This window comes from Streptomyces pluripotens, assembly GCF_000802245.2.
In the GTDB taxonomy this organism is placed as follows: domain Bacteria; phylum Actinomycetota; class Actinomycetes; order Streptomycetales; family Streptomycetaceae; genus Streptomyces; species Streptomyces pluripotens.
Window position 1 is genome coordinate 4,798,113 of the sequence record NZ_CP021080.1, and the last position, 24,651, is coordinate 4,822,763.

Genomic DNA, 24,651 nt, shown 5'->3' on the forward strand with positions numbered 1-24,651 from the left:
GGCATGTCCGAGGAGTTGCCCGGTTTTCACTACCACCCCGACCCCTTGGCGACCGGGGCGGTCGTTGAGTCCAGCACGACGTGCCTCTGCTGCGGGAGGGCGCGGGGGTTCATCTACACGGGCCCGGTGTACGCGGTCGAGGAACTTTCCAACCTGCTGTGCCCGTGGTGCATCGCGGATGGCAGCGCGGCCGCGAAGTACGACGCGCACTTCATCGGTGACCCGGTAGGAGACGATGTCCCGCTTGAGGTCGTGATGTCCGTCGACGCGTGTACGCCGGGCTTCTCCTCCTGGCAGGACCCGCAGTGGTTCTTCCACTGCGGTGATGGTGCGGCGTTCCTGGGGGCGGTCGGGATGGCCGAGCTGGCCATGTTCCCGGATGCCCTGCAGGCGCTGCGCAGCGAGGTTGGCGCGTGGGGGTGGTCTGCCGAGGCGGTGGAGAGCTATCTGGGTGCTCTGGACAAGGACAGTCAGCCCACGGGCTACCTCTTCATGTGCCGCACGTGCGGCCGATACATGGCGTACGCGGACTTCACGTAGCCGCAGTCAGGCGGCTGCTACGGCCGGGTCCAGCCGTTGGCGAACTCGCACTGGAGGTCCGTCCAGCGGCGCTGTTCGGCGGGGGTGTAGCTGGGGTAGCCGAGGCGCCCCACGCCCGTGACCCACTCGTCCCAGAGGCCGTCGGGCTCCGTGAAGCGGTCGGCGTGGCGGGTACCGAGGAGGGCGTCGAGGCGGAGGAGGGCGCCCAGGGCGGCGGGCTGGTCGTAGTGGAGGTCGGTGCAGGGGAGGTAGCGGTCGAGGTAGGCGGTGAGGATCTCAGCGTCGGCGTGTGTGTCGAAGCGGGCCAAGGCGAAGCAGTAGGCGCCGCCGGAATAGCAGACCTCGCTGGCCAGGAGCAGGTCGCCGATGCGTGCTCGGAACTGTTCGCGGCGGTCGACGCCGATCAGCCAGCTGGCGGTGAGACGCGAGCGCCATTCGTACCCGAGGAGGGCTTCCAGTTCCTCGTCGTTGATCGCGGCGGCGTCAGCGATCAGATGCCGGGTAAAGCGTGTGGTGTGCCACCACCGGGGGCCCAGGAACCGCCCGCCGTTCAGTACGAGATAGCGCGGGAGGCCCCCGTACGTCCTCGTCACGTAGCTCTCGACCACATGGCCGTAGCCGACTTCCTCGGGGTGCTGGAACGGCATCGGTCACCTCTCCGGGTGCAGGTCGGTACGGTCGATCCAGGTGGGGGCGACGAAGATGTTGTCGCCGGTGGGGGCTTCGGAGGCTTCCAGCAGGGACCAGGTGCGGGACTCCTCGACCAGGTGCTCCCAGGGCGCAGTCCAGTCGAGTTCCCAGCCCAGGGCGGGGCCGGAGACGCCGTATGTGCCGCCGGCGTCCACGCGCCAGAACTGGGAGTAGAGGATCACCTGGGCGTGGTCGGCCAGGTCGTTGATGATCTCGGTGAAGTGGGCTGAAGGCCAGCCTGGGGCGTTGTCCGCAGTGGTGGGTCGTAGGCGCGCGGTGAGCGGCGGGACGACGGGGCTGCGTGCGCCGAGTTCGGTCAGGGCCCAGCGGATGCCGACGGGCTCGGTCCAGTCCGGTGGGGTCGCCCGTTCCAGACAGGCGCGGTAGGCGCGGCGTAGGGGCTCGATGGCGCCGTCGATCTCCAGGCTCGCCAGGGCCATGGCAGCCCATTCGCGGACGGTCGGGTTGTCGCTGTCCAGCAGGCCGATGAGAGCGGGGCCGCAACGGGGATCGCCCACCTCCTCGAAGACCTCGATGGCGGTCAGCTGACCGAAGCCGCCGAGGGAACGCAGTCCGTCGATGACGGCGGGTATGGCGTCGGCGCCGATCCAGATCAGCTCCGCGCGGGCGTCGTAGGACTCCTCGGCCTTGCCGTCGAGCTGCTGGACGAGTGTCTCGATGCGGGAGGTCATGACGCGGAGTGATCCCGGCGCCAGAAAGCGGGGAGCCACCAGCAGAGAACCGAGCTGTCGTCGGGCCACGGGGCGCGGTCCTCGGCCGCCCAGTCCTCGAAGGAGTCCCGTGTCAGGTCGATGGGGCGCCAGGCGGGGTCGAGCGGCTCGTCCTCGGCGGGCGGGCGGACGAACCGGCGGCCGTGCTCGTCGCAGGCGCCGAAGTCCTGGTAGTTGCGCTGGGCCTCGATCAGGGAGACCTTGTTCGCCCCGCCGGCCATGGTGGGCCAGCGGAACTGGACCCCGTCGTCCTCCCAGAAGCAGACGGGGCAGATCTCGTACGAGCCGGGCATCGCGCTCAGCACGCGGTGTCCGCAGCACGGGCAGGGATAGGAGTCGCTCACCTGCGTAGTCTCGCGGCAGGTCCCGCCGGTGTGCCATGGGTTTCTCTGCCTCCGGGGTACCCGGTCAGTCCGCAGCCAGTCCGCAGGACACCCGTAAACGGCCGTCGGGAGCCAACGTATGCCAACGAGGAAATCCCTGGTCAGAGTCCTGGAGGGCACTCCACCGCAGGTCAGGATCGGGCTTCAGGTATTCCGCTTCAATGTGTGATCGATCAACTGCTGTGCGTTATGCGACTCGTTAACGTGCGAGTTCGGGGTCGAGCCCTCTCCTGAGCTCGACCCCTTGGCGAGTCCCTGTGTTGACCCGTCCTGCGCCTTGCAGATGGCGTTTGCATGGCAGTTGTGCCTGCAGAGTGGCTGCGCCTGATTGGCAGTGCATCGCCTCACTCCCCCCGATGATGCGATGCACGTCAGCCCGCTTGCCGATGCCGCTACGGCGGGACAAAGCGGAGCATCAGCCGTCAGGCGCATCCAGCACCAGGAAGCGAGGTAATCGCCATCATGAGGATCTCCGTGCAGGTCGTCGCCCGGGCCTGCGAGGCATCCTCGCGACAGAAGCGATGTTGGCCCGTACTTGGGTTACGGGTAGTAATTAGTATTACTACACCTCCGACTTCTACCCCAAATCCGTTGCCCTTCCGGCTGCTGCCGAAGCGTTGGGAATCGCCAAATATACTACGTATAAAATGGTGAGAGCGAGATCTTTCCCTTGCCTGACTACGCGCATGGGAAGTAGTATTCAGGCGCCTACGAAGGCGTTGATGCACTCGCTTTCAATTGCGGACATTATCGTTCACCTTGACGACGTGGAAAACGGGGCAGCCCGCGTCGGAGGAAACTAACGCTAGCTCCGAGTGGGATCACCGGACGAGTTCACCTGCTTGCCTCGGCGGGGTCTGTGCCCAACGGCGCTCCGCTTAGGAAGTCTCGCGCTGGCTGGGCCATCAGTCCGTCAAGATCCCGATCGACTTCGACGGGAATCATCGAAGATCATGTCTGTTGCCCAGTACGTGGGGCGCCCCTGTCGGGAGGACCTGGCACTGCCCGTCCACTCCTGCGCGATCAGGTAGCCGTGCCTATCTCCGTCCCTGCGCTATTGGGGCCCGTAGGGGCTGGTCGCCGGGGATCATCTGTGGTTAGACGGTTCGGATGACAGGGGCGGGTTTGATGTCCTGGGCGTCGATGAGGGTGCGGATGTCGTCTGGGTCCGAGGTCCAGATGATGGCGCCGAGGCTGGCTGCCATGGTCACGACGGTGGCGTCGACGCTGTCGGAGGTGCCGGCCTTGCCGCAGAGGATGCCTGCGGTTTTGGCGGTTTCGAGGCCGACTGGTACGACGTGGCATCCAGCGAGGAACTTGCCGAGTCTGACCTGGCGGCGGGAGTCCCGCCATGCCTGGCTGACGACGACGGACGGGACGTGGATATCCCGTCCGTCGTCTAGGGCCAGGCTGTGTCGGGCCCACATGCGCCGGTCGTCATTGTCGATGGCGATGAGGACCCCGGCGTCGTACAGGTAGGGGATGTTCACGCGGCCGAGGCTCCCGGATTGCTGAGGTATTCGGCGTCAGCGGCGGCCAGATCCGCGCGGGCGGCGGCAAGCTCTTCCGGGGTGAAGGCTCCGTGCTCGGCCTGCCACTCCTGGATGACGGCGCGGCCGGCCCGCAGACGTAGCTCGCGTTCGGCTGCTCCAGCGACGAGGCGGGAAAGTGGGATGCCTTCTTCCTCGGCAGCTCCGGCCAGGGCTTCGACCAGGGATTCGTCGAGGGTGATAGTCACCTTCTTGGTAGCCATACATTAACCATAGTGCGGTATGGCCTCCGGTGTCGATGTGCGCTTCACGCGCCAGCGGGCGTTGAGGTGCGAGCGCGTCCGGTGAGGGGTCTCGGCGGGCCGGGGCTGCGGGTGAGGCTGGGGTCATATTCGCTAGAAAGAGCGGATTGGCGATGAATGCCTTGCTGGGTCCTGGGGCGCCAGTGCACGGTTTCGAGCACGGGCCAGGCGACGGATCGGGGCTTGGGTGGCGAGCGTTTTTCAGAGGTGCAAGAGGGACGTCCGGGACCGGAACTTCCCCTGTGACCGTCCGCGGTGTCGGCACGGGTGGACGGTGCGTTACCGGGAGCCGGGCGGTAGGCGAGGGCGGCAGCGGGAGAGGTCGTTTGCCCGGCGGGTGGGCTCGGATGGTGCGGACGCTTTCGCCGACAAGGTCGAGAGCGACAAGAAGGCCGACGTTCGTTTCGATCCTGCGCCTGGGCGGGTGTCATTGCAGGGCTGGGCTCAGGAGTGGCTGGAGCGCCGGGTCATCGGTGAATCTACGCGCCGCAACTACGAAGGGTTCATCCAGAACCATCTCGTGCCGCGACTGGGACGGAAGATGCTGGCCGGGCTGGCACGGCGCGACTTCGAGGAGTTCGCCAAGGAACTGCACTCCTCCGGCGCCGGGTTGGCGGTCCCCACGATCAACGATCGGTTGGTGATGGTGGCCGCGATGCTAGAGGTGGCCGTCGTTGAGAAACGCATCCGGCACAATCCCGCGCGCAGCGTCCGGGTATCCCGGGCGGCCCCGTGCGCGGTGGACGAGGGCGAGATTCCCACGTTGGGCGAGGTTGATCTGATCGCGGAGCACATCGCCCCGCAGTACCGTCTCGCGGTTTACCTGCAGTCGGGCACCGGCCAGTGCCCCAGCGAGGCCCTCGCCTTCTCCACCGAGTGCCGACGGTCCGGCTTCGTCAGGGTCCGCTGGCAGGTCAGCGTCAAAGCGTACTGCGGTGACTGCCACACGAGCATCGTGCCGCTCAAGCACCGCACGGAGGGCGAGTACCGGGACGTCCCGGCTGCTCCGTTCGTTGAGCAGGAGATCGACGCGCACCTTCTGAAGTGGAAGTCGGTGCCCGTCGTCTTCACTGGGCAGAAGGGGAAACGGATTCGGCTTGAGACCTTCTTTGCTCCACGTCAGCCTGGCGTTGGCGTGATGCCGTCCATCGCGTCCTACGGCTACCAGTTCAAGAAGGCATGCCACTCGGGCGGCCTTGTCGATCTGGACGGCAATGCCAGGTACACGCCTCGTAGCCTGCGGCACTTCTTCGCATCCACGGCCCTGGCCAACGGTGTGCCAATCCACGAGGTCTCGCGCTGGCTGGGGCACCGTTCGGTCAGGACGACAGTCGACATCTATGGGCGTCTGCTGCCCAGCGCACAGATGTTCTGACGTTGAGTCAGTCTGGGTCAGGTGTCGTAGACGGTGGAGCGGTGCCCGACGTGCACGATCCACACCACCAGCTCTCCGTTGTCGATCGTGTAGACGACGCGGTAGTCGCCGACTCGGAGCCGACGGCGTTCTGGCTGCGACACGAGCGCGGTGGTGTTGAAGCCCAGGGGGTCGCTCTCCAGCTCGGCCAGTTTCGCCAGGATGCGCAGCGCCATGTCGCGGGGGATCTTCCGGAGTTCGGCCTGCGCCTCGGGCCGGAAGGCGGTCCGGTAGTCAGTCACCGCGCGCCAGCGTCTCCTTCATGACGTCCTCGATCGGGATGCCGGGTGCCGGGTTGGCCATGCGCTCGTCGATGATCCGGTTGATCTCGCGCTCTTCCCATTCCTGGTACTTGCGCAGCACCTCGATCGACACCACGGCGGCGACTTCCTTGCCGCGGCGCGTGATCACCGTTGGTACGTCGTCCCGATCGGCGCGCTCCACGACCTCGGCCAAGTGCGCGCGCACATTGCGGATGGACTCTATGGGGAGTGGCTGCGTCATGAGCCCAAGAGTACCGAGTGTACCGAGTGTACACAAAGCTCAGCTCGGCGACCGGAGGGGACGTCCTCGCCGTAGTCGCGCGTGCTGGATGTGCTGGATGAACGCGCACTGTGCTGGATCGGTGCCGGATGCGATCTCCGAGAGCCGCGTTTTCGCAGAGGGGAGGGCTGCGATGCACGCTCCGGTGCAATGGGGAGCGGGTGATGTGCCACCACACCTTTGATCTGGCAAACATGCAGGTCAAGGGGGGGACTCTCTGGAGTCGGCCCCTTGCTGGATCGTGTGTCATCTTCTCATCGGGCCGTGGCTCACTTGGTGTTGTCGAGGGCTGGAAAGAGGGCACGGGCGACCTCTGGAGCTGGGCTGGTGGAGGAAGACGCCGTCTGCCTCCACCAGAATGGCGGTCGCGGCCGTCTCCGTGGCGATCGATCCGGTGCGGGGGAACTGGGCCTGGCCAGCACATGGTCAACGCCGAGGTTAGACATCCTTGATCTGTACGCGGTTGCCGCACAATTTCGACCAGTCGTCGCGGTCCGAGATGAGTGCGAGGACGGGCGCCGGGACGCGGAGCGCCATCGCGGCCACGAGAGCATCGATGGCCTACGTGTGGAGGTGCAGTCCACCGGCGTCGCTCAGCAACTGCACCGCGGTGAGGCTGTCCGCCTGCGTGACGTCCTGGACCTGAAGGCGGGAGAACACCCCGTGCAGACGGACGGTGTCAGTCTTCCCATAGACGGCCTCGACCACGGTCACCGCTGATACGAGGACGGGCACGTCCACGCGCCGGGCGGCCTCGATCCGGGTGATCATCTGGCGGTCGTTGCGCAGGAGCAGCGACAGAGCCTGGGAGTCCAGAACCAGGGAACCGGCCGCGGGTGCCTTCATGCGGCGCTGTCGCCGGATGCGTACGGCGCCGGTGCGTCACCGAAGAGTTCGTGCTGCGCGGCCTGGACCTCGGCCTCGCTCAACGGTTCATGCTCGGTTTCCTAGGCGGCCACGATCTCGGCGAGGCCGTCCATCGCCAGAAGGGCAGTACGACGATGAGCGTGATGGCCTCGACGAGGTCGGCGCCGATCCACGTGGCCTGGCCCTCCGAGTCGGCATACGGGACGGGCCTCTCCTCGACCCCAGCCTCCCCGCGCAGGTAGTACGTGCCGCAGTCGACCAGTTGCATGCCATCGGCGTACGAGGCGTCGCCATCACCGCCGAGCCGTTGAACGAGGGCCTCGATGGGGGCGTCGTGATGCCGTCGGGGCCGCGACGCCAGAGGGTGGGTAGTCACCAGCAGAGCGCCGAGCGGTCGTCGGGCCACGGGGCCGCGGTCCTCGGCTGCCCAGTCCTCGACGGAGTCGCGTGTCAGGTCGATGGGCCGTCCTGACCACGTTCTCGACGACGGCCGAACGCCGACCCAGGCGGAAGCGGCGCTGCCGGATCTCCTCCTAGCGGGCCAGGGCCGCGTCCAACTCAGCGAGGACCTCGACGAGATGCTTGCCCACGTCGTCCGCCAGAACGTCCTTCACTCCGTCCAGGCTCAGTGCGTCGAGCGGCACCGGCCCGGAGCGGTGTCCGCCGGGCCGGGGCGGGACGGCACCGCCGGTTGGCCACGGCTTTTCCCGCGAACGTGCCGCGCCCTGTGCCAGATGGCGCAGCCACGGCAGGCGCGGTTTCGGTCCCGCTGGTAGTAGTCGATAGGCGATGTCTGATCGGGAAAGGGTGGCTGCGATGACAGAGGGACCGATGCATCCGGGCGGTGCCCTGGCGGCGCCTGTGGATCTGGGCGGCACCGGGTACTACATCCACTGGGGCGTGCTGCAGATCTCGGCGGCCAACGCAGTGGTCATCGTCCTGATGCTGGTGGTTTTCGTGCTGGCGCTGCTCCTGCCCTTCCCCCGTGGCCGGCAGCGGCGATGAGCGGCACCGCGGACGACCGGCCCGGCGGCCCGGACAGCGTCCTTTCCGGAGGGTGGACCGGCGCTGTGCAGCGGCGCGCTCTGCGCGCCTTTCCCCCGGACAAGCTGCTGCCCACCACACAGCCGGAATACGTGGCCTCCTGGATCTATGTCTTCGGGGTCCTCACCTTGTCCAGCCTGGTGGTGGTCGTCGTCACGGGATGCGTCCTGGCGCTCTTCGGCCCCGCCTGGTGGCACGTCTCGGACGCTGGCAGGTACATCAACAGCCTCCACCTGTGGAGTGTGGAACTGTTCATGTTCGCCATGGTCGTCCACCTGTGGGGAAAGTTCTTCATGGCCGCCTGGCGCGGGCGCCGGGCACTGACCTGGATCACCGGGGCGATCACCTTCCTCGCCTCGGTCGGTGCCGCCTTCACCGGATATCTGGTGCAGCAGAACTTCGACTCCCAGTGGATCGCGGATCAGGCCAAGGACGGCCTGAACTCGGTGGGCATCGGTGCCTGGTTCAACGTGCTGGACTTCGGCCAGATGTTCATGTGGCACATCGTGCTGCTGCCGTTGGCCGTGGTCGCCCTGGCGGTGTTGCACATGCTGCTGGTGCGGCTGCGCGGCGTGGTGCCGCCCATCGGTGTGACCACGGCCGATGGCGCGCTCGGCGCCGATGGATCAGGGGAGTCCGCGTGAGCGAACGGAAGAACGGCCGCGCACCGGTGCCCGACCCCGGCTCCTTCCGCCAGCGGCCCTATGACTTGGTCAAGGAGTTCACCATCGCTCTGGTGGCGGCTGCTCTGCTGACGGTCGGGCTCGCGGCGGTCTTCTCCTCACCCAACGAGAAACCGGTCACCCTTGCGCGCTGGGCGAGGGCCGCACCCCACGACTTCACCGCCACCTCGGTGGCCGAGCTGGGTGGTACCAGCGGCACCGCGGAATACGGCCCGCCGTACACCACCACGGCAGGTGCCGAACAGAAGATCGGGCCGGTGAGTCTCCAGCGCGCGGCCGGGGTGACCATCCCGATCAACACCGCACGCGACTTCGTGCTCCGCCCGCTCACCGACGCGCCGGAGCCTCCCGCCGTGTCCGCTGGCCTGGCGGCATGGCGCACCGCACCCATCCCGCGCCAGCGGCAGTGGGCGGCTGCCTACGCCGATGCGCTCGACAAGGCTCCCGGAGGCGACCCGTCGCAGGTTCCGCCAGGTGATTACGGCCCCGTCCCGGTCCTGACCGCACGCCTGCTGGAACTCGCCAAGACCGGGGCCCTCGACGGCGAACTGCTTGCCACCGGGCAGTTCTACCAGACGGACTACACCAAGCCGCTGCTGTTCCTGGGGGACGGCTCGTACCTCGAAGACCAGGCCCGGGCCCGGCACCTGGCCGGTGACCAGTGGGGGATGATGAACGAGACCGGCAACTACCCCGGTCAGCCCTGGCTCTGGCTGTACACGCTGTGGTACCAGGTCGAACCGTTCAGCAGCTCGGGCAACGCCGACGCCCTGGTCTGGGGGCTGATGGCACTGCTCACCCTCGGGTTCGTCCTGGTGCCGTTCATCCCGGGCGTCAGGTCGATCCCGCGGTGGACTCGCGTCTACCGCCTCGTCTGGCGCGACTACTACCGTTCCCGCGGAACGGGGCGCCAGCCCTGACGGTACGGGCCGTGCGCGTACGGCCGGTTCTGCCGGGCTGACCTTCGGCAGTGTCGAGTGGGCGTCACATCCCCTTCACACGGGCCACCGTGAACGGCGTCCGCGGCGTTCCCTGCCCCATCGGGCCGCCCTTGTCGAACTGGGAGCGGACGACCAGCAGACCGTGGTGATCGTGGGCCAGGGTGGTCGGGATCTGCAGGGCCGGGTCCGTGAACCGGCGCCTGAGGCGGGCGGTGGTGCCGTCGTGGGACAGGTGCCAGTGGGTGAGGGTGTTGCTCGCGTTGTGGGCGACCCACAGGGTGCCGTGCGCCAGCTCCAGGCCGTCTCCGTGCACCAGATCGCCACCGTGCAGGGCGACCTGCCGCATCGAGCCGGTGACCGAGTCGATCCGGTACAGGCCGCCGCCGGTCATGTCGACGACGAACAGCAGGCGTCCGGAGCGGTCCGCGGCGATGCCGTTCAGGGCGAACGTCCCGGGCTGGTGCGGGGGCAGCAGCCGGCTCAGGTCGTAGCGCGCGGTGAGGGGCGCGCCGCCGCCGCGGGCACGCAGCAGCTCGGCCGGGGTGACGCGGTACACCAGCGGACGCACGCTGTCGGTGGCGTAGGCCGTGCCGTCCGCGGTGATCACCAGGTCGTTCACGAAGCGCGGGTCGTCCTCCGGGACCTCGAAGCGGGCCAGCAGAGAGCGGTCGCGCAGGTCGTAGACGTCGATACCGGTGGTGGAGTCGATGACCCACAGTCGACCCGCGCGATCGGCCTTCAGGCCGTTGGCGGTGGTCCGGCCGTCGGTGCCCGCCGGCAGGAAGACCTCGGCGGCGCGGCTCTTGGCGGCGGCGCGGTAGACCGCTCCGGTGGTGTACGAGCCGACATACGCGTCGCCGGTGCGCGGGTCGAGGGCGATGCCCTCCGGATAGGCGTGCTCGTCGGGGAGGGTGAAGGCCGTGGAGATGCGGGGGCCGGTGGCCGCCAGGGCGGGCACGGGTGCCGCGGCGGTGAGGGCGGTGGCCGCGGCAGCGGTCAGGAACGTGCGGCGGTGCATCGAACGGGACACGAGGAGCCTCTCGATTAGGTTACTCACTGTATGTCAGATGCGAATATAGATTAGACCTCTAATCATTGACCATGGATTAAATCCCCGACGGATTACCCTGTTCCGGGTGACCTCCATGCCCGCGTCCGAGCGCCTCGGCTCCCACCTCAAGCGGGCCGAGCAGGCCCTCAGTGCGACCAAGGCCGCGGTGCTCAGGCCGGCCGGTCTGACGGTCGCCCAGTACGCTGCGCTGCTGCATCTCTCCGGCAACCCCGGTATCTCCGCGGCGGCACTGGCCCGGCTCTGCGGAGTCACCCCGCCCACAATGAACACGGTTCTGAAGAACCTTCAGGACCGTGAACTGATCGTCCGTACGCCGCACGAGTGGCACGGGAACGTCCTCGAGACACGTCTGACCGATGAGGGTCGTGCCGTCATGGTCGACGCCGATGCACGCGCCGTTCGCGTCGAGCGGGCCCTGGCCGGCGAGTTCACCGACGAGGAGCGGGACACGCTGACCGCGCTGCTCGCGCGCTGCGTCAGGGTGTTGGAGGAGCAGCGTCCGGGACCGGCGTGACCTGACGCCGACGCCGATGCCGACGGGGGCGAAGGGGTAAGGGGGGGGCGAGGGATTGAGGGGGATCGTCGGGCAGGCGCTGATGTGCTGTGTCGCTTGCCGTGGCCGTGGTGGGCGCCTCCGGCGGCAGGAGCGGGTCCAGCCGCTGTGACGACCGTGCCGTTGTGCACTGTCGTCGTCCGCCACCCGCCGCGGGCTGGCCCGTTCGCGGCGCGGATGGCCTCGCCGACTCCCCGGTTTCCCCAGGAGGCCCCACCCTCGTTCCGTCACCCGGGTGTGTCCCGCTTACCATGCGCCCAGTCGTACGTCAGTTCAGTCGGCGGTCCGTCCGCCGGTCCTGCGCTGCAGCCGCCCGAACCAGGAGCACGGTAACCGGTGTCCATACCTCCGCTTCCCAGCCCAGGCCAGCCGGCCGGGCCGTACGAGCCGCCTCGGCCGTACCCGCAGGCACCGAGCGCGCAAGGGCCTTACGAAGCGTCACCGTACTCGCAGCAGCAGGGCGGCCCGTCCGGTGTGCCGCCGTACCAACCGTGGGCGCAGGGCTACAGCCCGTACAACCGCCCGGCGCCCGTCAACGGCCTCGCCATCGCCTCCCTCGTGCTCGGTGTGCTGTGCTTCCTGCCCGGTGTGGGGCTGCTGCTCGGGCTGGTCGCGCTGCGGCAGATCCGCCGGCGTGGCGAGCGCGGTACGGGACTGGCCGTCGGCGGCATGATCCTGTCCGGGATCGGGCTTGTGCTGTGGGTGCTGCTCTTCACCATGGGCAGCCCGTCGGGCCTTTGGCAGAGAGTCAAGGACGGTGCGCGCGGCAGCGTGAGCACCTCCCTGACCAAGGGTGAGTGCTTCGACGCGCCCGGCGGCGTACTGAGCGGCAGGCCCCGCGATTTCGACAAGGTGTCCTGTTCCGGCGAGCACGACGGTGAGGTCTTCGCCTCCTTCCGGCTGGACGACGGCCGCTACCCCGGTCAGCACTCGGTCACGAACACCGCCGACAAGCGCTGCTGGAGCCTTCAGGGCGACTACGCGATGGACAGCTGGGCGGTCCCGGAAGGCGTCGACGTGTACTACCTCACGCCGACCGAGGAGAGCTGGACGGCCGGGGACCGTGAGGTCACCTGCGTGTTCGGCAACACGGACGCGAGCGCGAACCTGACCGGTTCGCTGCGCAACGACGAGTCCGTCCTCGACGCCGATCAGGTGGCCTATCTGAAGGCCGCCCACGTTCTCAACTCCGCATTGGACACGGCCCCCGACACGGCGCACACGGAGGGCGACCTGGCGAAGCGCGAGGCGTGGGCGGGCCGCGTGTCGGTCGCGCTGGAGCGGCAGGCCCGGATGTTGCGGGCCCACGACTGGCCCGACGACGCCGGCAAGCCGGTCGCCGTGCTGACCGCACGTCTGGACAAGGCGCGTGTGGAATGGGCGAAGGCCGCGAGGGCCAAGGATATGGACGCCTTCTACCAGCACTGCGACGCCGGGGCCAACCTGATCGACCCGCTGCAGACGGTCACCGCCCGGCAGGCACTGGGGCTGGCCACCACGCCGCCCTCGGGTGATGCCGGGCCCGCCGGCTCCGGGGGCGACGGCGACACCGGGTTGCAGGTGTGACCGGACCCGCGGGGGAGGGGCGAGCATCTGGGGAGAGGCGTGCATCTGCGTCTGCGAGCGCATGACCGGGGGAGCGCAGGTACGTGTGAGCGGCGCTATACGGGGGAGGACGCCTGGGTAAAGCCCTCCCCCACCACATGTCATCACATCGAGTGATTCTCTGCCCTTTGCTTGCGTGGCACAACCCACGGTTGCCAGTCTGTTGCTGTCTGTACAACCTGATGGGAGCGGCCAGTGGCTTTCGGTGAGCAGCCGGCGTACCTGCGTGTCGCAGGTGATCTCCGCAAGAAGATCGTCGACGGTTCACTGCCGCCCCACACCCGCCTCCCCTCCCAAGCGCGCATCCGCGAGGAGTACGGCGTCTCGGACACCGTCGCGCTGGAGGCTCGCAAGGTGCTGATGGCCGAGGGTCTGGTCGAGGGCCGCTCCGGCTCGGGGACGTATGTGCGCGAGCGGCCAGTGCCCCGGCCGGTCGCGCGCTCCGGGTTCCGTCCGGCTGGCGGCGCCACGCCTTTCCGGCAGGAGCAGGCCGACGCCTCGGTGCGCGGCACCTGGGAGTCCAGTAGCGAGCAGGCGGAGGCCGGGGCCGTCGTTGCGGACCGGCTGGCGATCCAGGCCGGTGACCGGGTCATGCGTACCAGATACCTGTTCCGTGAGGGCGGTGAGCCGATGATGCTCTCCACCTCCTGGGAACCGCTGGCCATCACCGGCCGCACCCCAGTGATGTTGCCCGAGGAGGGTCCGCTCGGAGGCATGGGCGTGGTCGAGCGGATGCGTGCCATCGACGTCATCGTGGACAACGTCACCGAGGAGGTCGGCGCCCGCCCTGGCCTCGCCGAGGAGCTGAACCTGCTCGGGGGTGTCCCGGGCCATGTGGTCCTGGTCGTCCACCGGACGTACTTCGCCTCCGGCCGCCCGGTGGAGACCGCCGACGTGGTGATTCCAGCCGACCGGTACCGGGTGGCCTACCACCTGCCCGTGAAGTGACGGGGTCTGGTGCCGCGGGTGACGGCCCGTGGGTCCGTGCTTCGGTGTGATATGCGAGCGGGTGTCCGTGCTCCCCTCCGCGTGAGCTAGCGCACACCCCTGTCGTGCTCTGCCGGTGGGTGCCCGGGAGGCGCGACCCTGCCCAGGGCTTGGTGGGCCGCAGCAATCCGGCCGTTTTCCCAGGTGGGTCCAGCTGCCGCAGACGGCCTCTGACCCGAGACAGCGCCGCTCGCGACGGCGCATTCGGCCTCGTGCGCCCCCTGGGTTCTGGCTGGTTGCGTACCTCTTTGTGAAAAGGCGTATTCGCTCTGTGAAGGTAGGGCGTACGCTCAGGCATATGCGGATTGCGGTTTCCTTAGCAGGAGTGCTGCAAGGGCCCGGAACGGGAAGACGGTGGGGCGGTGCGAGATGGAGCTGCGGGGGCGGTGGGGGCCATGAGTGAGAGCGCGGTCTCCCTGCCCTGGATCGTGATACGGCAGGACGACAACGGCAATCGCTACCGCGTCGGCCGGTATGCGACGCGGGCCGAGGCTCAGAAGATCGCTGACAGCCTCGACGACCACGGGCACAAGCAGCTGTACTGGGTCGAGCGCATCGGCCAGAACGGGGACGGCGTCCACAACTGACCAGCTGCGCCCTCCCGTAGGCTCCGCCTCATGGTGCCCAGGACGTCCAGGACGGACGAGACGGACAAGCCGGAGCGGATCGTGGTGGTGGGAGCCGCCGTGCTCGACGACGGCCGCCTGCTCGCCGCGCGCCGCAGTGCGCCCGTCGAACTCGCCGGCCGCTGGGAGCTGCCCGGCGGCAAGGTCGAGCCGGGCGAGCGGCCGAAGGATGCGCTGGTGCGGGAACTGCGCGAGGAACTCGGCGTCGACGCCGAGCCGGGCGAGCGTGTACCGGGGGAGTGGCCACTGAAAGCCCCCTATGTGCTCCAGGTGTGGACCGCCCGCCTTCGCCCGGGCTCCCGGGCGCCCGAACCCCTGCAGGATCACGACGCACTGCGGTGGCTGGCTCCGGCCGAGGTCTGGGACGTGGCATGGCTGGACCAGGACGTGGCGGCGGTGCGGAAGGTCGAAACCCTGCCCTTCTTCTAGCCCGGCGCCCCCTCGCCCCGGTGCCCGCCCGCCTGACGTCTGCACGGGGCGGTCATGCGCACTGGCCCGGTGTCCGCGTAGCCGGCGTCCGAGTCTGTCCAGCGTCCGTGCCTCGCCCCGACCGGTGCCGACACGGGCTCATGTCCCAGCCTCATGTCGCCCTGGAACCCGCGCGGGTTCGGGGGCCGCACCGACAGGCCCGGCCGTCACGTCGGGGTTGACGCTCACGGCGGCCGGGTGTGCGCCTCGTACGCCGTTCGTGCCACTGTGCGCCCTCCCGCGCGGTACTGCGCGCCGAATATCGGGTATGTGCCCATTAACCCCAAGAAACCGGACACATGTGGCTCGTTGGCCTGGGAAGTGATCGGCGTGATCGAGACCGGTGGCGACCGCGCCGAGTGGTCCTTTCCCGCGGAACCCGGCGCTGTGCGCACCGCGCGGACCGCGGTGCGTGGCCAATTGCACCGCTGGGACCTCGATGGCCTGGCCGACCTCACCACGTTGCTGGTCAGCGAACTGGTCACCAACTCGCTCCGGCATGCCACCGGCCCCATCGGCGTACGGCTGGTGCGTCCCACCGTGCTCGACGGCACGCTGCTGGTGGAGGTCTCCGACCCGCTCCCAGACCCACCGCGTGAGCGCGTCGCCCGGCCCGAGGACGAGAGTGGACGCGGCCTGCAGCTGGTCGCCGGGTCCTCGCAACGCTGGGGCACCCGGCCCGGGCCGAGCGGAAAGACCGTCTGGTTCGAGCTGGCGGTGCCAGGGTGAGACGGGCGCACCCCGGAGTGTGCGGGATGCGCAGGGTGCACAGGGTGCGCATCGGCCGGCATGTCGTACGCCCTGTGCCCCGGGTCGGCGCCCGGTCCAGGAGCACGTGATTCGACGGTGTGTTCCCTGGTTAGAAGAGTGAAAGTGTGGTCACTGACCGGTCTGAAAACTGCCTGGACCGAGCTGTGATCGTGAACACCGTGTTGCGCGGCGCCGTAGTGCTGGATACTGCGGGCAGCCGCCCCCGGTGACCGGTGCCGGACGCGGTGAGCTGGAGGGGACGGTTCGCGTGGGCGAGATACCAGCGAAGGCCACGGAGTCCGAGGACCCGTCGGACGGCGCGAGGAGCCAGGCCGCAGGGGGCGCCGCAGTACCCGGCGACGCCATGTGGCAGAGCAGTCCCCCCGGTTCGATCTACGACTACATCAGGGTTGCGTCCTTCTCCATCAGTCCCGGCGGCCTGGTCGAACAGTGGAGCCTGCGTGCAGAGCAGATCTTCGGTATCCCCGCCGAACGCGCCGTCGGGTTGGACCCCATAGAGGCGTTCGTCGACCCCGACCTCCACGAGCGCGGCCAGCGCAAGATGGCCGAAATCCTCGACGGACGTGAGTGGACCGGAGCCGTGCCTTTCCGGATGCCGGACGGACCTGACGGAACGCGGGGGGAGGAGGGGCTGGCCGAGCTCTACGTCATGCCCACGCGCACCGTCGAAGGTGACAAGGCCGCCGTCTGTGTCGTCGTGGACGTCCGCACCCTGCGCAGCATCGAGACCGACCTTGCCGCATCGCAGGCGATCTTTGGCCAGTCGCCCTTTGGATTCCTTCTGATCGATACCGATTTGAGGGTCCGCCGGGCCAATGAGCGGTTCGCCTCCCTCTTCGGCGGAGCTTCGGAAGAGCACCAGGGCAAGGGTGTTCACGACTATCTGCCGAGGGGCGAGGCAGAGCGGGTTTCGGCTACCCTGCGACGGGTGTTGGAGACGGGCGAGTCCGTCACCGACATGCACGTGACCGGCTTCGTGCCCGGTTCCGAGGAGCGCAGGCACTGGTCGGTCAACCTCTACCGCGTGCACAGCGGCAGCGGTCGGCCCATCGGTATCGCCTGGCTCGGCATCGACATCACCGCGCGTCGCGCCGCCGCCCGCGAGGCTGCCGCCGCCCGGCGCAACCTCGCCCTGCTCAACGAGGCCGGTGCCCGCATAGGCAACTCCCTCGATCTGGAGACCACCGCCCGCGAACTCCTCGACGTGGTCGTCCCCGGTTTCTGCGACCTCGCCACCGTCGACCTCTACCAGAGCCTGCTGGCCGGCGACGACGCCCCGCCCGGACTCGCCGATGGCAGCGCCGAACTGCGGCGTGTCGCCTTTGCCAGTGCCGTTTCCGACGCGCCCTTCAGCGGCTCCGGCGAGCGTGTCGCGGTCGGTGCGGTGCACCACTTCCCCTTCAGCTCGCCGTGCGCCGACGCCCTGCGCACCGCCCGCCCGCGGCGCGTTCCCGCCGAGGAAGGCGGCCTCGTGCAGTCCACGCTGGCCGTGCCGATGGTCGCCCACGACACGGTCGTCGGCCTGGCCCAGTTCGCGCGGACGAAGGGCAGCGAGCCCTTCGGCGACCGCGACCGGGACCTCGCGGTGGAACTGGCCGCGCGTGCTGCGGTCTGCATCGACAACGCGCGTCTTTACCGTCGTGAGCACGAACGCGCACTGATACTGCAACGGTCCCTGCTCCCGCCCGGCGACCCCGAAGCCTCCGGCCTGGACATCGCCTGCCGCTACCTGCCCGGCAACGCGGCGACGGAGGTCGGCGGCGACTGGTTTGACGTCATCGAACTCCCCGGTCACCGCACGGCATTGGTGGTCGGTGATGTGATGGGGAGGGGGCTTCGGGCGGCCGTGGCCATGGGGGAACTCCGCACGGCGGTACGCACCTTGGCCCTGCTGGACCTCGAACCGGCCGAGGTACTGTCCGCCCTGGACGAGATCGCGCGGGGTCTCGGTGCCCCGGGTGGCGTGCAGCAGGCCACCCGGACGGCCCGGCAGCCCCGTGACGCCGACCTCTCTGAGGTGTACCTGGCGACCTGCGTCTACGCGGTCTACGACTCCGTGACCAGACGCTGCACCTTCGCCAACGCCGGCCACCTGCCCCCGGTCCTGGTCGAGCCGGGCGAGCCCGCGCTGATGCTCGACGTGCCCCCTGGTATGCCGCTCGGCGTGGGCGGCGAACCCTTCGAGGAGGTCGAGGTCGAGCTTGCGGAGGGTGCTCTTCTGGCCCTTTACACCGATGGCCTGGTCGAGTCCCGCGACCATCCGCTGGACGAGGGCCTGCAGGCATTCCTGGGGGCGCTGACTGATCCCGCCCGCCCGTCACCCGGTCACCACCCCTGGACGACGGCGCCGCACGCCGGCAGCCACAGAGATCTGGAGGACGTCTGTGATCACGTCCTCAACACCCTCGACACCCACCACGGCGAAGACGACATCGCGCTGCTGATGGCCCGTGTCCAGGGGCTGCCCGCGGACTCCGTCGGCGACTGGACGCTCCCGCGGGAGCCGCGCAGCGTGGGGCGGGCCCGCGAGTACGCACGCGCCCAACTGCTCAACTGGGCCCTGGAGCCCTTGGCCGACACGGCGGAACTGTTGGTCAGCGAGCTGGTGACGAACGCACTGCGGTACGGCGAAGGGGAGATCAGGCTCCGGCTGCTGCTGGACCGGACACTGGTGTGCGAGGTGTGGGACTCCGGACTGGTCCAGCCCAGACGGCGGCGTGCGCGGGACACGGACGAGGGGGGCCGGGGCCTGCAACTGGTCGGGCTGCTCAGCGCGGCGTGGGGATCGCGGCGGACACCCCGCGGCAAGACGGTGTGGTTCGAGCTTCCGCTGCCGGGCGGGGGGAGCGGGCTCACCGATCCAGCGGAGGCCCTGCTGAGCCTGTTCTGAGGGGGCCCGGGCCCCTCGGGACGCGCCCCCCGGGGCTCGGCTACGGATCCGCCCGGACACGGAGCCGTCCACGTGTCTCCGGGCCGCCGAAGCCGGCTGGCGGGCCCCCGTCCAAGTCCTCGCCCAGCAGTATCCCGCCCAGTACGGCACTGGCCAGTCCCGCCGAACTCCCCGCGGCGTACGGGTTGCCGTGCGCCCGCACATCCAGCTCGGCCAGTTCGCGGGCCTTGCGGGACACCACGTCGGCCTGGTCGGCGTCCCCCGCGGCGAGCGCCCGTTCCGCCTGCGACAGCTGAGCCCGTGCCTTCGTACCCACCGTCCCCAGGTGCACCGTGACGAACTCCTCCGCCGCCGAGACCGAAGCGCGGGCCACGAGCAGCACGGCCACGCTCAACACTCCCGACCATCCCGCCTCCAGCCGCGCCACGGCCCGGGTGATCCGGCGCAGCGCGTCCAGCGGGTCGTACGGCCCCGTGGTCAACTCCTCGCGTACGGCGGTCAGCACACGGTCGGCGTGGGCGAGCCGGGCGTGCAGCTCCCCGGCAGCCAGGGACGCCCCGGCCTCGCTCTTGCGTGCCCTCGCGATCACCGTCTCCGCGCCGGTCAACGCGGTCGGCACCAGCGCGGTCGCCTCGTGCAACCGGGCCGCCAGCCGTTCCACACCGCCCACCAGCACGTCGGTCTGGGAGATGGCACCCTCGGCGGCGCGCAGGTGAGCCGCCGCCCGCTCGCGGTCGGCCGCGTCGTCGGCCTGCCGGGCCTGGTTGAGGCGGGCAGTGGCGAACACCAACCGGTCCTTGGCCTGTTCGGTGTACCCGATGATGGATGCGACGGCCGCCGGTGGGTAGCTGTCCCGCAACGCGGTGAGTGTCGTCTGGGCGGCGGCCGTCCGCGCCGCCCATTTTCTGAACCGTTCCTCAGCGATCTCCAGCGCCCCGCCCAGCTCCTGTTCCAGGCCGCGCAGCCGGTCCAGTGCAGTCGCCTGGGCATCCAGTTGTCGGCCTGCCTCGGCGCACCGTCCGACCACACCCACCAGCGCCTGTCGCCGGGCGTCCGCCGTCTGCGGCGCCCCCTCCTCGTACCGGGACCAGATCGCGAACGCGGCCGACAGTTCGGTCTCGGCGGCCCGCAGGGCGTGGGTGAGCGGTTCGGCTTCCGCCTCGCCGAACCGTTCCCGCACGAAGAACAGCTCCTCCCGGCTGGTGCGCACACAGTCGTCGGCGAGCCGGAGTGCGGCGCCGGCCTGGCGCTCGGACTCGGCCGGTGCCGCGACGGGCGGGTGCGCGGAGACGATCCCCGGGGTCGTCCGGGTACGGGCGCGCCTGGTGCGGCGCAGATAGCCGTAGCCGGCCACCACCACGGCCACGCCCCCTGCGACCAGCGGCAGTACCAGGTCGGCGGTGGACGTCCCGCCCTGTTGTTGCGCAGTGACAACGGTGACGTGCTCGGCGGAGGTTGGGGGAACCGGATCCGGGTCACCGTCCGTCATCACCGGCAACACCAGCCACCCGACCCCGGCCGCGGCACCCAGTGCGGCATGCACCACCCGCACCCGTATGTGCGCCTTGGCGTGCCGGGGGCGGCCCCGGATCAGGGAGGACGTCACATTTCGGAGCGTATGGGCAGGTAGGCGGCTTCGCGAGCGGGACGGATGCGGGTGGGGGACGAGACGGACAGGGGGATGGGATGGATGGAAGGCCGACCCGGCCGGGGCCTAGGCAGACCGACGCCACGGCCCGGCCGGAGGCGCAGCAGCCCGGCGGGGTGCCCGCGCCCGGGGCGGAGGAGGCCGGTGCCGCGCCCCTGTCCGGTGGGGACGATTCCGGTGCCGTGTCCGGGGAGGGCGCTGCGGAAGGAACGCCGCCGGAGGGGACTGCGGACGGCGCCGGTGCCGCGATGCCGTCAGGGGCGCAGTGGTCCGGGGAAGGGGCCGAGCCGCGGGGGAGGACGGGTGTGCGAGGGCGGCGGATCCTCCGGCGCGCCCTCGGCGCGCTCGTCCTTCTCCTCCTCCCCCTCCTCACCGCCGAAACGGCCCTCCGGCTCAACTACACCGGCGATCCGGCCCCCGGTACCCGCACCCGGCACCGGGACGCCATCTGGCTGGGCCACGCCTGGGTGGACGGACGTAAGACCGACAAGGATCTCCATGACCTCGCCGTGCGGCTGCGCGGCACCGGAATCCGCGATCTGTACGTCCATTCGGGGCCGCTGGAGCACGACGGCACACTGCCCGACTCGGCCTACCCGAGGGCTCGTTGGCTGATCTCGGCCGTCCACCGCGAACTTCCCGGGGTGAGGGTGCAGGCCTGGCTCGGCGACAAGCTCGCCACCGAGAGTCCGGACGGCCTGCACCTGGAACGACCGGCCACCCGGGCCGCGATCGTCGCTTCCACCCGCCGTGTCCTGGGCGTCGGTTTCGAGGGCGCTCACTTCGACCTGGAGCCGCTGCACTCCGGTGACGAGGACTACCTCGGTCTCCTGGACGACCTGCGCACCCTCACCCACGCCCACCATGCCGTCCTCTCCGTCGCCGCGCACCAGATCGACCCGCTTCCGGCCTTCCACTCGTTCTGGGGTGCGGCCACCGGCCACCCCAAATGGTGGTCGCAGTCCTACTTCGGGCAGGTGGCCCGACGCGTCGACCAGATCGCCGTGATGTCGTACGACACCATGCAGCCGTTGCAGAGCCTGTACGGCGGATATGTGGCCGAGCAGACCAGCCTGGCCCTGGAGGTCACCCCGGACACCACCGACCTCCTCATGGGCCTGCCGTTCTATCACGAGAACCGCTTCGGCCACTGGGCCCACGCCGAGACGGTCCCGGCAGCCGTCCGCGGTGTCCGCCTCGGCCTGTCCCGCACCGACGCGGCCCGCACCCGCTTCGGCGTCGCCCTGTACGTGGACTTCGCGGCGACGGAGGCGGACTGGCGAGCGTACCGGGACGCTTGGGCCCGCTGACCTTGACGCAATCCATATGCGGCAGCGCGGTGTTCAGGCTGGCCGGGGTCCGTGACCAGTGGAAACATGCTGATCATGCACATGTTCTTGGTGGTGGGCGTGGCCGTCACGTTCGGGCTGCTGGCGGTGTGCGGCGTCGCCGGCATCGCGACCGGCTGGGTGGTGCCCTGGGGCAGGTCCCGGGTGCTGCGCCCGACACTGTGGGGGTACAGCTGCCTGACATGCGCCGTCGGTGGGGCGACATGGATCTACCTGGGCCCGCTCGCCGGGAGCTACGGCCCCCTGCCCTGGATCGGCTGGATCGCCTTCATGGCGGGCCTGTACCTGGGGATGCTGAGCCAGCGACCCGGCCGCTCCGGTGCTAGGAAGACCACCTCCTGATCTTCGATCCCAGCCACACCAGCGGGTCGTACTTGCGGTCGGCGGCCCGTTCCTTCATGGGGATCAGCGCGTTGTCCGTGATCCTGATGCCCTCGGGGCAGACCTCGGTGCAGCACTTGGTGATGTTGCAGTAGCCGAGACCGTGTGCGTCCTGTGCGGTGCGCGCACGGTCCAGGCCCCTTCCGGCGGCCGAGTCGAGCGGATGCATGTCGAGTTCGGCGATGCGCATCAGGAAGCGCGGTCCGGCGAACGCCGTCTTGTTCTCCTCGTGGTCACGGACCACATGGCAGGTGTCCTGGCACAGGAAGCACTCGATGCATTTGCGGAACTCCTGCGAGCGGTCCACGTCCTCCTGCAGCATCCGGTACTCGCCGGGACCGAGCCCGGGCGGCGGTGCGAACGCCGGGACCTCCCTGGCCTTGCGGTAGTTGAAGCCGACGTCTGTCACCAGGTCCCGGATCACCGGGAAGGTGCGCAGCGGTGTGATGGTGATCGTCTCCGCACGGTCGAACACCGACATGCGGGTCATGCACATCAGGCGCGGTCGGCCGTTGATCTCAGCCGAGCACGAACCGCACTTGCCCGCCTTGCAGTTCCAGCGCACTGCCAGGTCGGGCGCTTGCGTCGCCTGGAGACGGTGGACGATGTCCAGGACGACCTCGCCGTCGTTCGCCTCGACCGTGAAGTCCTTGAGGCCACCGCCCTGCTCATCGCCGCGCCACACCTTCACACTGGCCTGGTAGCCGCTCATTCGTACAGCTCCTCTTCGGCGAGGTACTTGACCAGCTCCTCCTTCTCGAAGAGGGCGAGCAGGTCGGGACGGATGGACGGGGTCGTCTCGCGGGTCAGCCGGATTGGGCCATGGGCGGGGCCGGGCGCTGCGAGGACGTCGGTGGGGTCGGGTTCCGCGGGGTTGCCGACGGGGCGGGTCAGTGCGCACAGCAGGTTCACGTTGCGCCACCGGCGGTCCATCGTCGGACGGTCCTCGCGGGTGTGCCCGCCGCGTGACTCGGCGCGTTCCAGTGCGGCCCGCGCCACGCACTCACTGACCAGCAGCATGTTCCTGAGATCCAGGGCGAGGTGCCAGCCGGGGTTGAACTGACGATGGCCCTCGACGGTCACCCGCCGCGCCCGCACCCGCAGCTCGGCGAGCCTCTCCAGGGCCTGCTCGATCTCGGTCTCCCGGCGGATGATGCCGACCAGGTCGTTCATGGTCTGCTGGAGTTCTCGGTGCAGGGCGTACGGGTTCTCCGGAGGGCCTGCCACATCCTCTGCCGGCGCGGAGAAGGGCCGCAGGGCCTCCGCCGCAGCGGCGCCGACCGCTGCGTCGTCCACCGGCGTGCGGTCCGTCTGTCCCTGCGCGTACTCCGCCGCGTGCCAGCCTGCCCGGCGCCCGAACACCAGCAGGTCCGAGAGGGAATTGCCGCCCAGGCGGTTGGAGCCGTGCATGCCGCCGGCCACCTCGCCGGCCGCGAACAGTCCCGGCACCCCGCGCGCGGCAGCGGTGTCCGAGTCGACCCCGACACCGCCCATCACATAGTGGCAGGTCGGCCCGACCTCCATCGACTCCGCCGTGATGTCGACGTCGGCCAGCTCCTTGAACTGGTGGTACATGGACGGCAGCCGGCGCCGGATCACCTCGGCGGGCATCCGGGTGGACACGTCCAGGAAGACCCCGCCGTGCGGTGAGCCGCGGCCCGCCTTCACCTCGGCGTTGATGGCCCGGGCCACCTCGTCGCGGGGGAGCAGTTCGGGTGGCCGGCGGTTGTGGTCGGGGTCCTCGTACCACCGGTCGGCCTCCTCCTCCGACTCGGCGTACTTCTCCTTGAAGACGTCCGGGACATGGTCGAACATGAACCGCTTGCCCTCTGAGTTCCTGAGCACCCCACCGTCGCCGCGCACCGACTCGGTGACGAGGATGCCCTTGACCGACGGCGGCCAGACCATGCCCGTGGGATGGAACTGCACGAACTCCATGTTCAGCAGCGACGCCCCGGCGAGCAGCGCCAGGGCGTGGCCGTCGCCGGTGTACTCCCACGAGTTCGAGGTGACCTTGAAGGACTTGCCGATGCCGCCGGTCGCCAGGACCACGGCGGGTGCCTGGAGGACGAAGAAGCGGCCGGACTCCCGGTCGTAGGCGAAGACCCCCGAGACGCGGTCACCGTTCTTGAGCACGCGGGTGACCGTGCACTCCTGGAAGACCTTCAGCCGGGACTCGAAGTCCCCGGTCTCCTTGAAGTCCTCCTGTTGCAGTGCGACGATCCGCTGCTGCAGGGTGCGGATCAGCTCCAGGCCCGTACGGTCGCCGACATGCGCCAGGCGAGGGTACTCGTGGCCGCCGAAGTTGCGCTGGGATATCCGGCCGTCCTTCGTACGGTCGAACAGCGCACCCCAGGTCTCCAACTCCCACACCCGGTCCGGGGCCTCCCGGGCGTGCAGTTCGGCCATCCGCCACTGGTTGAGGAACTTGCCGCCGCGCATGGTGTCGCGGAAGTGCACCTGCCAGTTGTCGTTCTCGTTGGCGTTGGCCATGGCCGCCGCGATGCCTCCCTCGGCCATCACCGTGTGTGCCTTGCCGAACAGGGACTTGCAGATCACCGCCGTACGCGCGCCCCGCTCGCGTGCCTCGATCGCGGCCCGCAGCCCGGCGCCGCCGGCACCGACCACGACGACGTCCCACTCCTGCCGGTCCACCACGGACATCAGCCAGTC

The 24,651-nt window shown here is 69.4% G+C and carries 26 protein-coding genes and 1 pseudogene; 14 read left to right on the top strand and 13 right to left on the bottom strand.

The genetic code is table 11. The annotated features are described in order from the left end of the window. Positions 1-3: 3 nt before the first annotated feature. Positions 4-540, top strand: coding sequence for a CbrC family protein (locus LK06_RS21665; protein ID WP_039658229.1), 537 nt, complete (start codon positions 4-6; stop codon positions 538-540). A 17-nt stretch (positions 541-557) separates the two neighbouring features. On the opposite strand, the gene LK06_RS21670 is transcribed toward LK06_RS21665, so the two are convergent. From LK06_RS21670 to LK06_RS21690, 5 genes are all read right to left on the bottom strand, one after another. Next, positions 558-1,187 carry a DUF6000 family protein gene (locus tag LK06_RS21670; protein ID WP_078858898.1) on the bottom strand — a complete coding sequence of 210 codons (630 nt, stop codon included), beginning with the start codon at positions 1,185-1,187 and terminating at the stop codon, positions 558-560. Between the two features lie 3 nt (positions 1,188-1,190). After that, positions 1,191-1,922 carry a HEAT repeat domain-containing protein gene (locus LK06_RS21675; RefSeq protein WP_039658202.1) on the bottom strand — a complete coding sequence of 244 codons (732 nt, stop codon included), beginning with the start codon at positions 1,920-1,922 and terminating at the stop codon, positions 1,191-1,193. Further along, entirely contained in the window at positions 1,919-2,305 is a 387-nt protein-coding gene (locus LK06_RS21680) for a CPCC family cysteine-rich protein (RefSeq protein WP_039658200.1), read from the bottom strand. Before LK06_RS21680 ends, LK06_RS21675 begins: the two co-directional genes overlap by 4 nt. A 1,136-nt stretch (positions 2,306-3,441) precedes the next feature. Further along, positions 3,442-3,834, bottom strand: a complete 393-nt coding sequence (locus LK06_RS21685) for a PIN domain-containing protein (protein ID WP_039658199.1) — start codon at positions 3,832-3,834, stop codon at positions 3,442-3,444. Beyond that, on the bottom strand, positions 3,831-4,097 hold the full coding sequence (locus LK06_RS21690) for a hypothetical protein (RefSeq protein WP_039658197.1): 267 nt from the start codon (positions 4,095-4,097) through the stop codon (positions 3,831-3,833). The genes LK06_RS21685 and LK06_RS21690 overlap by 4 nt, the downstream gene beginning before the upstream one ends. A gap of 376 nt (positions 4,098-4,473) precedes the next feature. Here LK06_RS21690 and LK06_RS21695 point away from each other — a divergent pair, with 376 nt between their 5' ends. Next, on the top strand, positions 4,474-5,511 hold the full coding sequence (locus LK06_RS21695; protein ID WP_234367473.1) for a tyrosine-type recombinase/integrase: 1,038 nt from the start codon (positions 4,474-4,476) through the stop codon (positions 5,509-5,511). 17 nt (positions 5,512-5,528) lie between these two features. Here LK06_RS21695 and LK06_RS21700 read toward each other — a convergent pair whose 3' ends face one another. From LK06_RS21700 to LK06_RS33825, 4 genes and pseudogenes are all read right to left on the bottom strand, one after another. Next, entirely contained in the window at positions 5,529-5,792 is a 264-nt protein-coding gene (locus LK06_RS21700; protein ID WP_039658108.1) for a type II toxin-antitoxin system RelE family toxin, read from the bottom strand. Beyond that, a complete protein-coding gene (locus tag LK06_RS21705) occupies positions 5,785-6,054 on the bottom strand; it encodes a type II toxin-antitoxin system Phd/YefM family antitoxin (RefSeq protein ID WP_039658109.1) in 270 nt (89 codons plus the stop codon). Before LK06_RS21705 ends, LK06_RS21700 begins: the two co-directional genes overlap by 8 nt. Positions 6,055-6,531: 477 nt before the next feature. Continuing rightward, a pseudogene (locus tag LK06_RS21710) lies at positions 6,532-6,939 on the bottom strand (type II toxin-antitoxin system VapC family toxin). A gap of 79 nt (positions 6,940-7,018) precedes the next feature. After that, positions 7,019-7,366, bottom strand: coding sequence for a hypothetical protein (locus tag LK06_RS33825; protein WP_167747928.1), 348 nt, complete (start codon positions 7,364-7,366; stop codon positions 7,019-7,021). 410 nt (positions 7,367-7,776) lie between these two features. Between LK06_RS33825 and LK06_RS21720 the strand changes: the two genes are divergently transcribed. Genes LK06_RS21720 through LK06_RS21730 form a run of 3 tightly spaced genes read left to right on the top strand, consistent with a single transcriptional unit; the run spans position 7,777 to position 9,607 of the window. Next, entirely contained in the window at positions 7,777-7,965 is a 189-nt protein-coding gene (locus tag LK06_RS21720; protein WP_043433455.1) for a hypothetical protein, read from the top strand. Further along, on the top strand, positions 7,962-8,648 hold the full coding sequence (locus LK06_RS21725) for a cytochrome b N-terminal domain-containing protein (RefSeq protein ID WP_052318911.1): 687 nt from the start codon (positions 7,962-7,964) through the stop codon (positions 8,646-8,648). Before LK06_RS21720 ends, LK06_RS21725 begins: the two co-directional genes overlap by 4 nt. Then, positions 8,645-9,607 (top strand): hypothetical protein, encoded by a 963-nt coding sequence (locus LK06_RS21730; protein WP_043408952.1) that lies wholly within the window; start codon positions 8,645-8,647, stop codon positions 9,605-9,607. The genes LK06_RS21725 and LK06_RS21730 overlap by 4 nt, the downstream gene beginning before the upstream one ends. 64 nt (positions 9,608-9,671) lie before the next feature. Here LK06_RS21730 and LK06_RS21735 read toward each other — a convergent pair whose 3' ends face one another. After that, on the bottom strand, positions 9,672-10,658 hold the full coding sequence (locus LK06_RS21735; protein ID WP_234367474.1) for an SMP-30/gluconolactonase/LRE family protein: 987 nt from the start codon (positions 10,656-10,658) through the stop codon (positions 9,672-9,674). A 115-nt stretch (positions 10,659-10,773) separates the two neighbouring features. On the opposite strand from LK06_RS21735, the gene LK06_RS21740 reads away from it, so the two are divergent. The 7 genes from LK06_RS21740 (at position 10,774) to LK06_RS21770 (ending at position 18,600) form a co-directional block, all read left to right on the top strand. Next, complete coding sequence (locus LK06_RS21740) at positions 10,774-11,214, top strand: MarR family winged helix-turn-helix transcriptional regulator (RefSeq protein WP_043433460.1); 441 nt, start codon at positions 10,774-10,776, stop codon at positions 11,212-11,214. Between the two features lie 375 nt (positions 11,215-11,589). Continuing rightward, a complete protein-coding gene (locus LK06_RS21745) occupies positions 11,590-12,819 on the top strand; it encodes a DUF4190 domain-containing protein (RefSeq protein ID WP_234367475.1) in 1,230 nt (409 codons plus the stop codon). Between the two features lie 234 nt (positions 12,820-13,053). After that, a complete protein-coding gene (locus LK06_RS21750) occupies positions 13,054-13,806 on the top strand; it encodes a GntR family transcriptional regulator (RefSeq protein WP_039657962.1) in 753 nt (250 codons plus the stop codon). Between the two features lie 434 nt (positions 13,807-14,240). Continuing rightward, the gene (locus LK06_RS21755; RefSeq protein WP_174673911.1) at positions 14,241-14,432 is read left to right on the top strand and encodes an SPOR domain-containing protein; all 192 of its coding nucleotides are present in this window, start codon (positions 14,241-14,243) and stop codon (positions 14,430-14,432) included. 30 nt (positions 14,433-14,462) lie between these two features. Further along, on the top strand, positions 14,463-14,900 hold the full coding sequence (locus tag LK06_RS21760; protein WP_039657959.1) for a (deoxy)nucleoside triphosphate pyrophosphohydrolase: 438 nt from the start codon (positions 14,463-14,465) through the stop codon (positions 14,898-14,900). A 309-nt stretch (positions 14,901-15,209) separates the two neighbouring features. Further along, complete coding sequence (locus LK06_RS21765) at positions 15,210-15,668, top strand: ATP-binding protein (RefSeq protein ID WP_071659284.1); 459 nt, start codon at positions 15,210-15,212, stop codon at positions 15,666-15,668. A 289-nt stretch (positions 15,669-15,957) separates the two neighbouring features. Next, positions 15,958-18,600, top strand: coding sequence for a SpoIIE family protein phosphatase (locus tag LK06_RS21770; RefSeq protein ID WP_039657966.1), 2,643 nt, complete (start codon positions 15,958-15,960; stop codon positions 18,598-18,600). Positions 18,601-18,640: 40 nt separating this feature from the next. Here LK06_RS21770 and LK06_RS21775 read toward each other — a convergent pair whose 3' ends face one another. Beyond that, positions 18,641-20,206 (bottom strand): hypothetical protein, encoded by a 1,566-nt coding sequence (locus LK06_RS21775; protein WP_043408949.1) that lies wholly within the window; start codon positions 20,204-20,206, stop codon positions 18,641-18,643. A 290-nt stretch (positions 20,207-20,496) separates the two neighbouring features. Here LK06_RS21775 and LK06_RS21780 point away from each other — a divergent pair, with 290 nt between their 5' ends. Both LK06_RS21780 and LK06_RS21785 read left to right on the top strand, forming a co-directional pair. Further along, complete coding sequence (locus LK06_RS21780) at positions 20,497-21,558, top strand: glycoside hydrolase family 18 protein (protein WP_052270338.1); 1,062 nt, start codon at positions 20,497-20,499, stop codon at positions 21,556-21,558. A 75-nt stretch (positions 21,559-21,633) separates the two neighbouring features. Further along, positions 21,634-21,939 carry a hypothetical protein gene (locus LK06_RS21785; RefSeq protein ID WP_159025227.1) on the top strand — a complete coding sequence of 102 codons (306 nt, stop codon included), beginning with the start codon at positions 21,634-21,636 and terminating at the stop codon, positions 21,937-21,939. Here LK06_RS21785 and LK06_RS21790 read toward each other — a convergent pair. Both LK06_RS21790 and LK06_RS21795 read right to left on the bottom strand, forming a co-directional pair. Beyond that, a complete protein-coding gene (locus LK06_RS21790) occupies positions 21,920-22,690 on the bottom strand; it encodes a succinate dehydrogenase/fumarate reductase iron-sulfur subunit (RefSeq protein ID WP_039657954.1) in 771 nt (256 codons plus the stop codon). The genes LK06_RS21785 and LK06_RS21790 overlap by 20 nt on opposite strands. Further along, entirely contained in the window at positions 22,687-24,642 is a 1,956-nt protein-coding gene (locus tag LK06_RS21795; RefSeq protein ID WP_039657952.1) for a fumarate reductase/succinate dehydrogenase flavoprotein subunit, read from the bottom strand. Before LK06_RS21795 ends, LK06_RS21790 begins: the two co-directional genes overlap by 4 nt. Between the last annotated feature and the right edge of the window lie 9 nt (positions 24,643-24,651).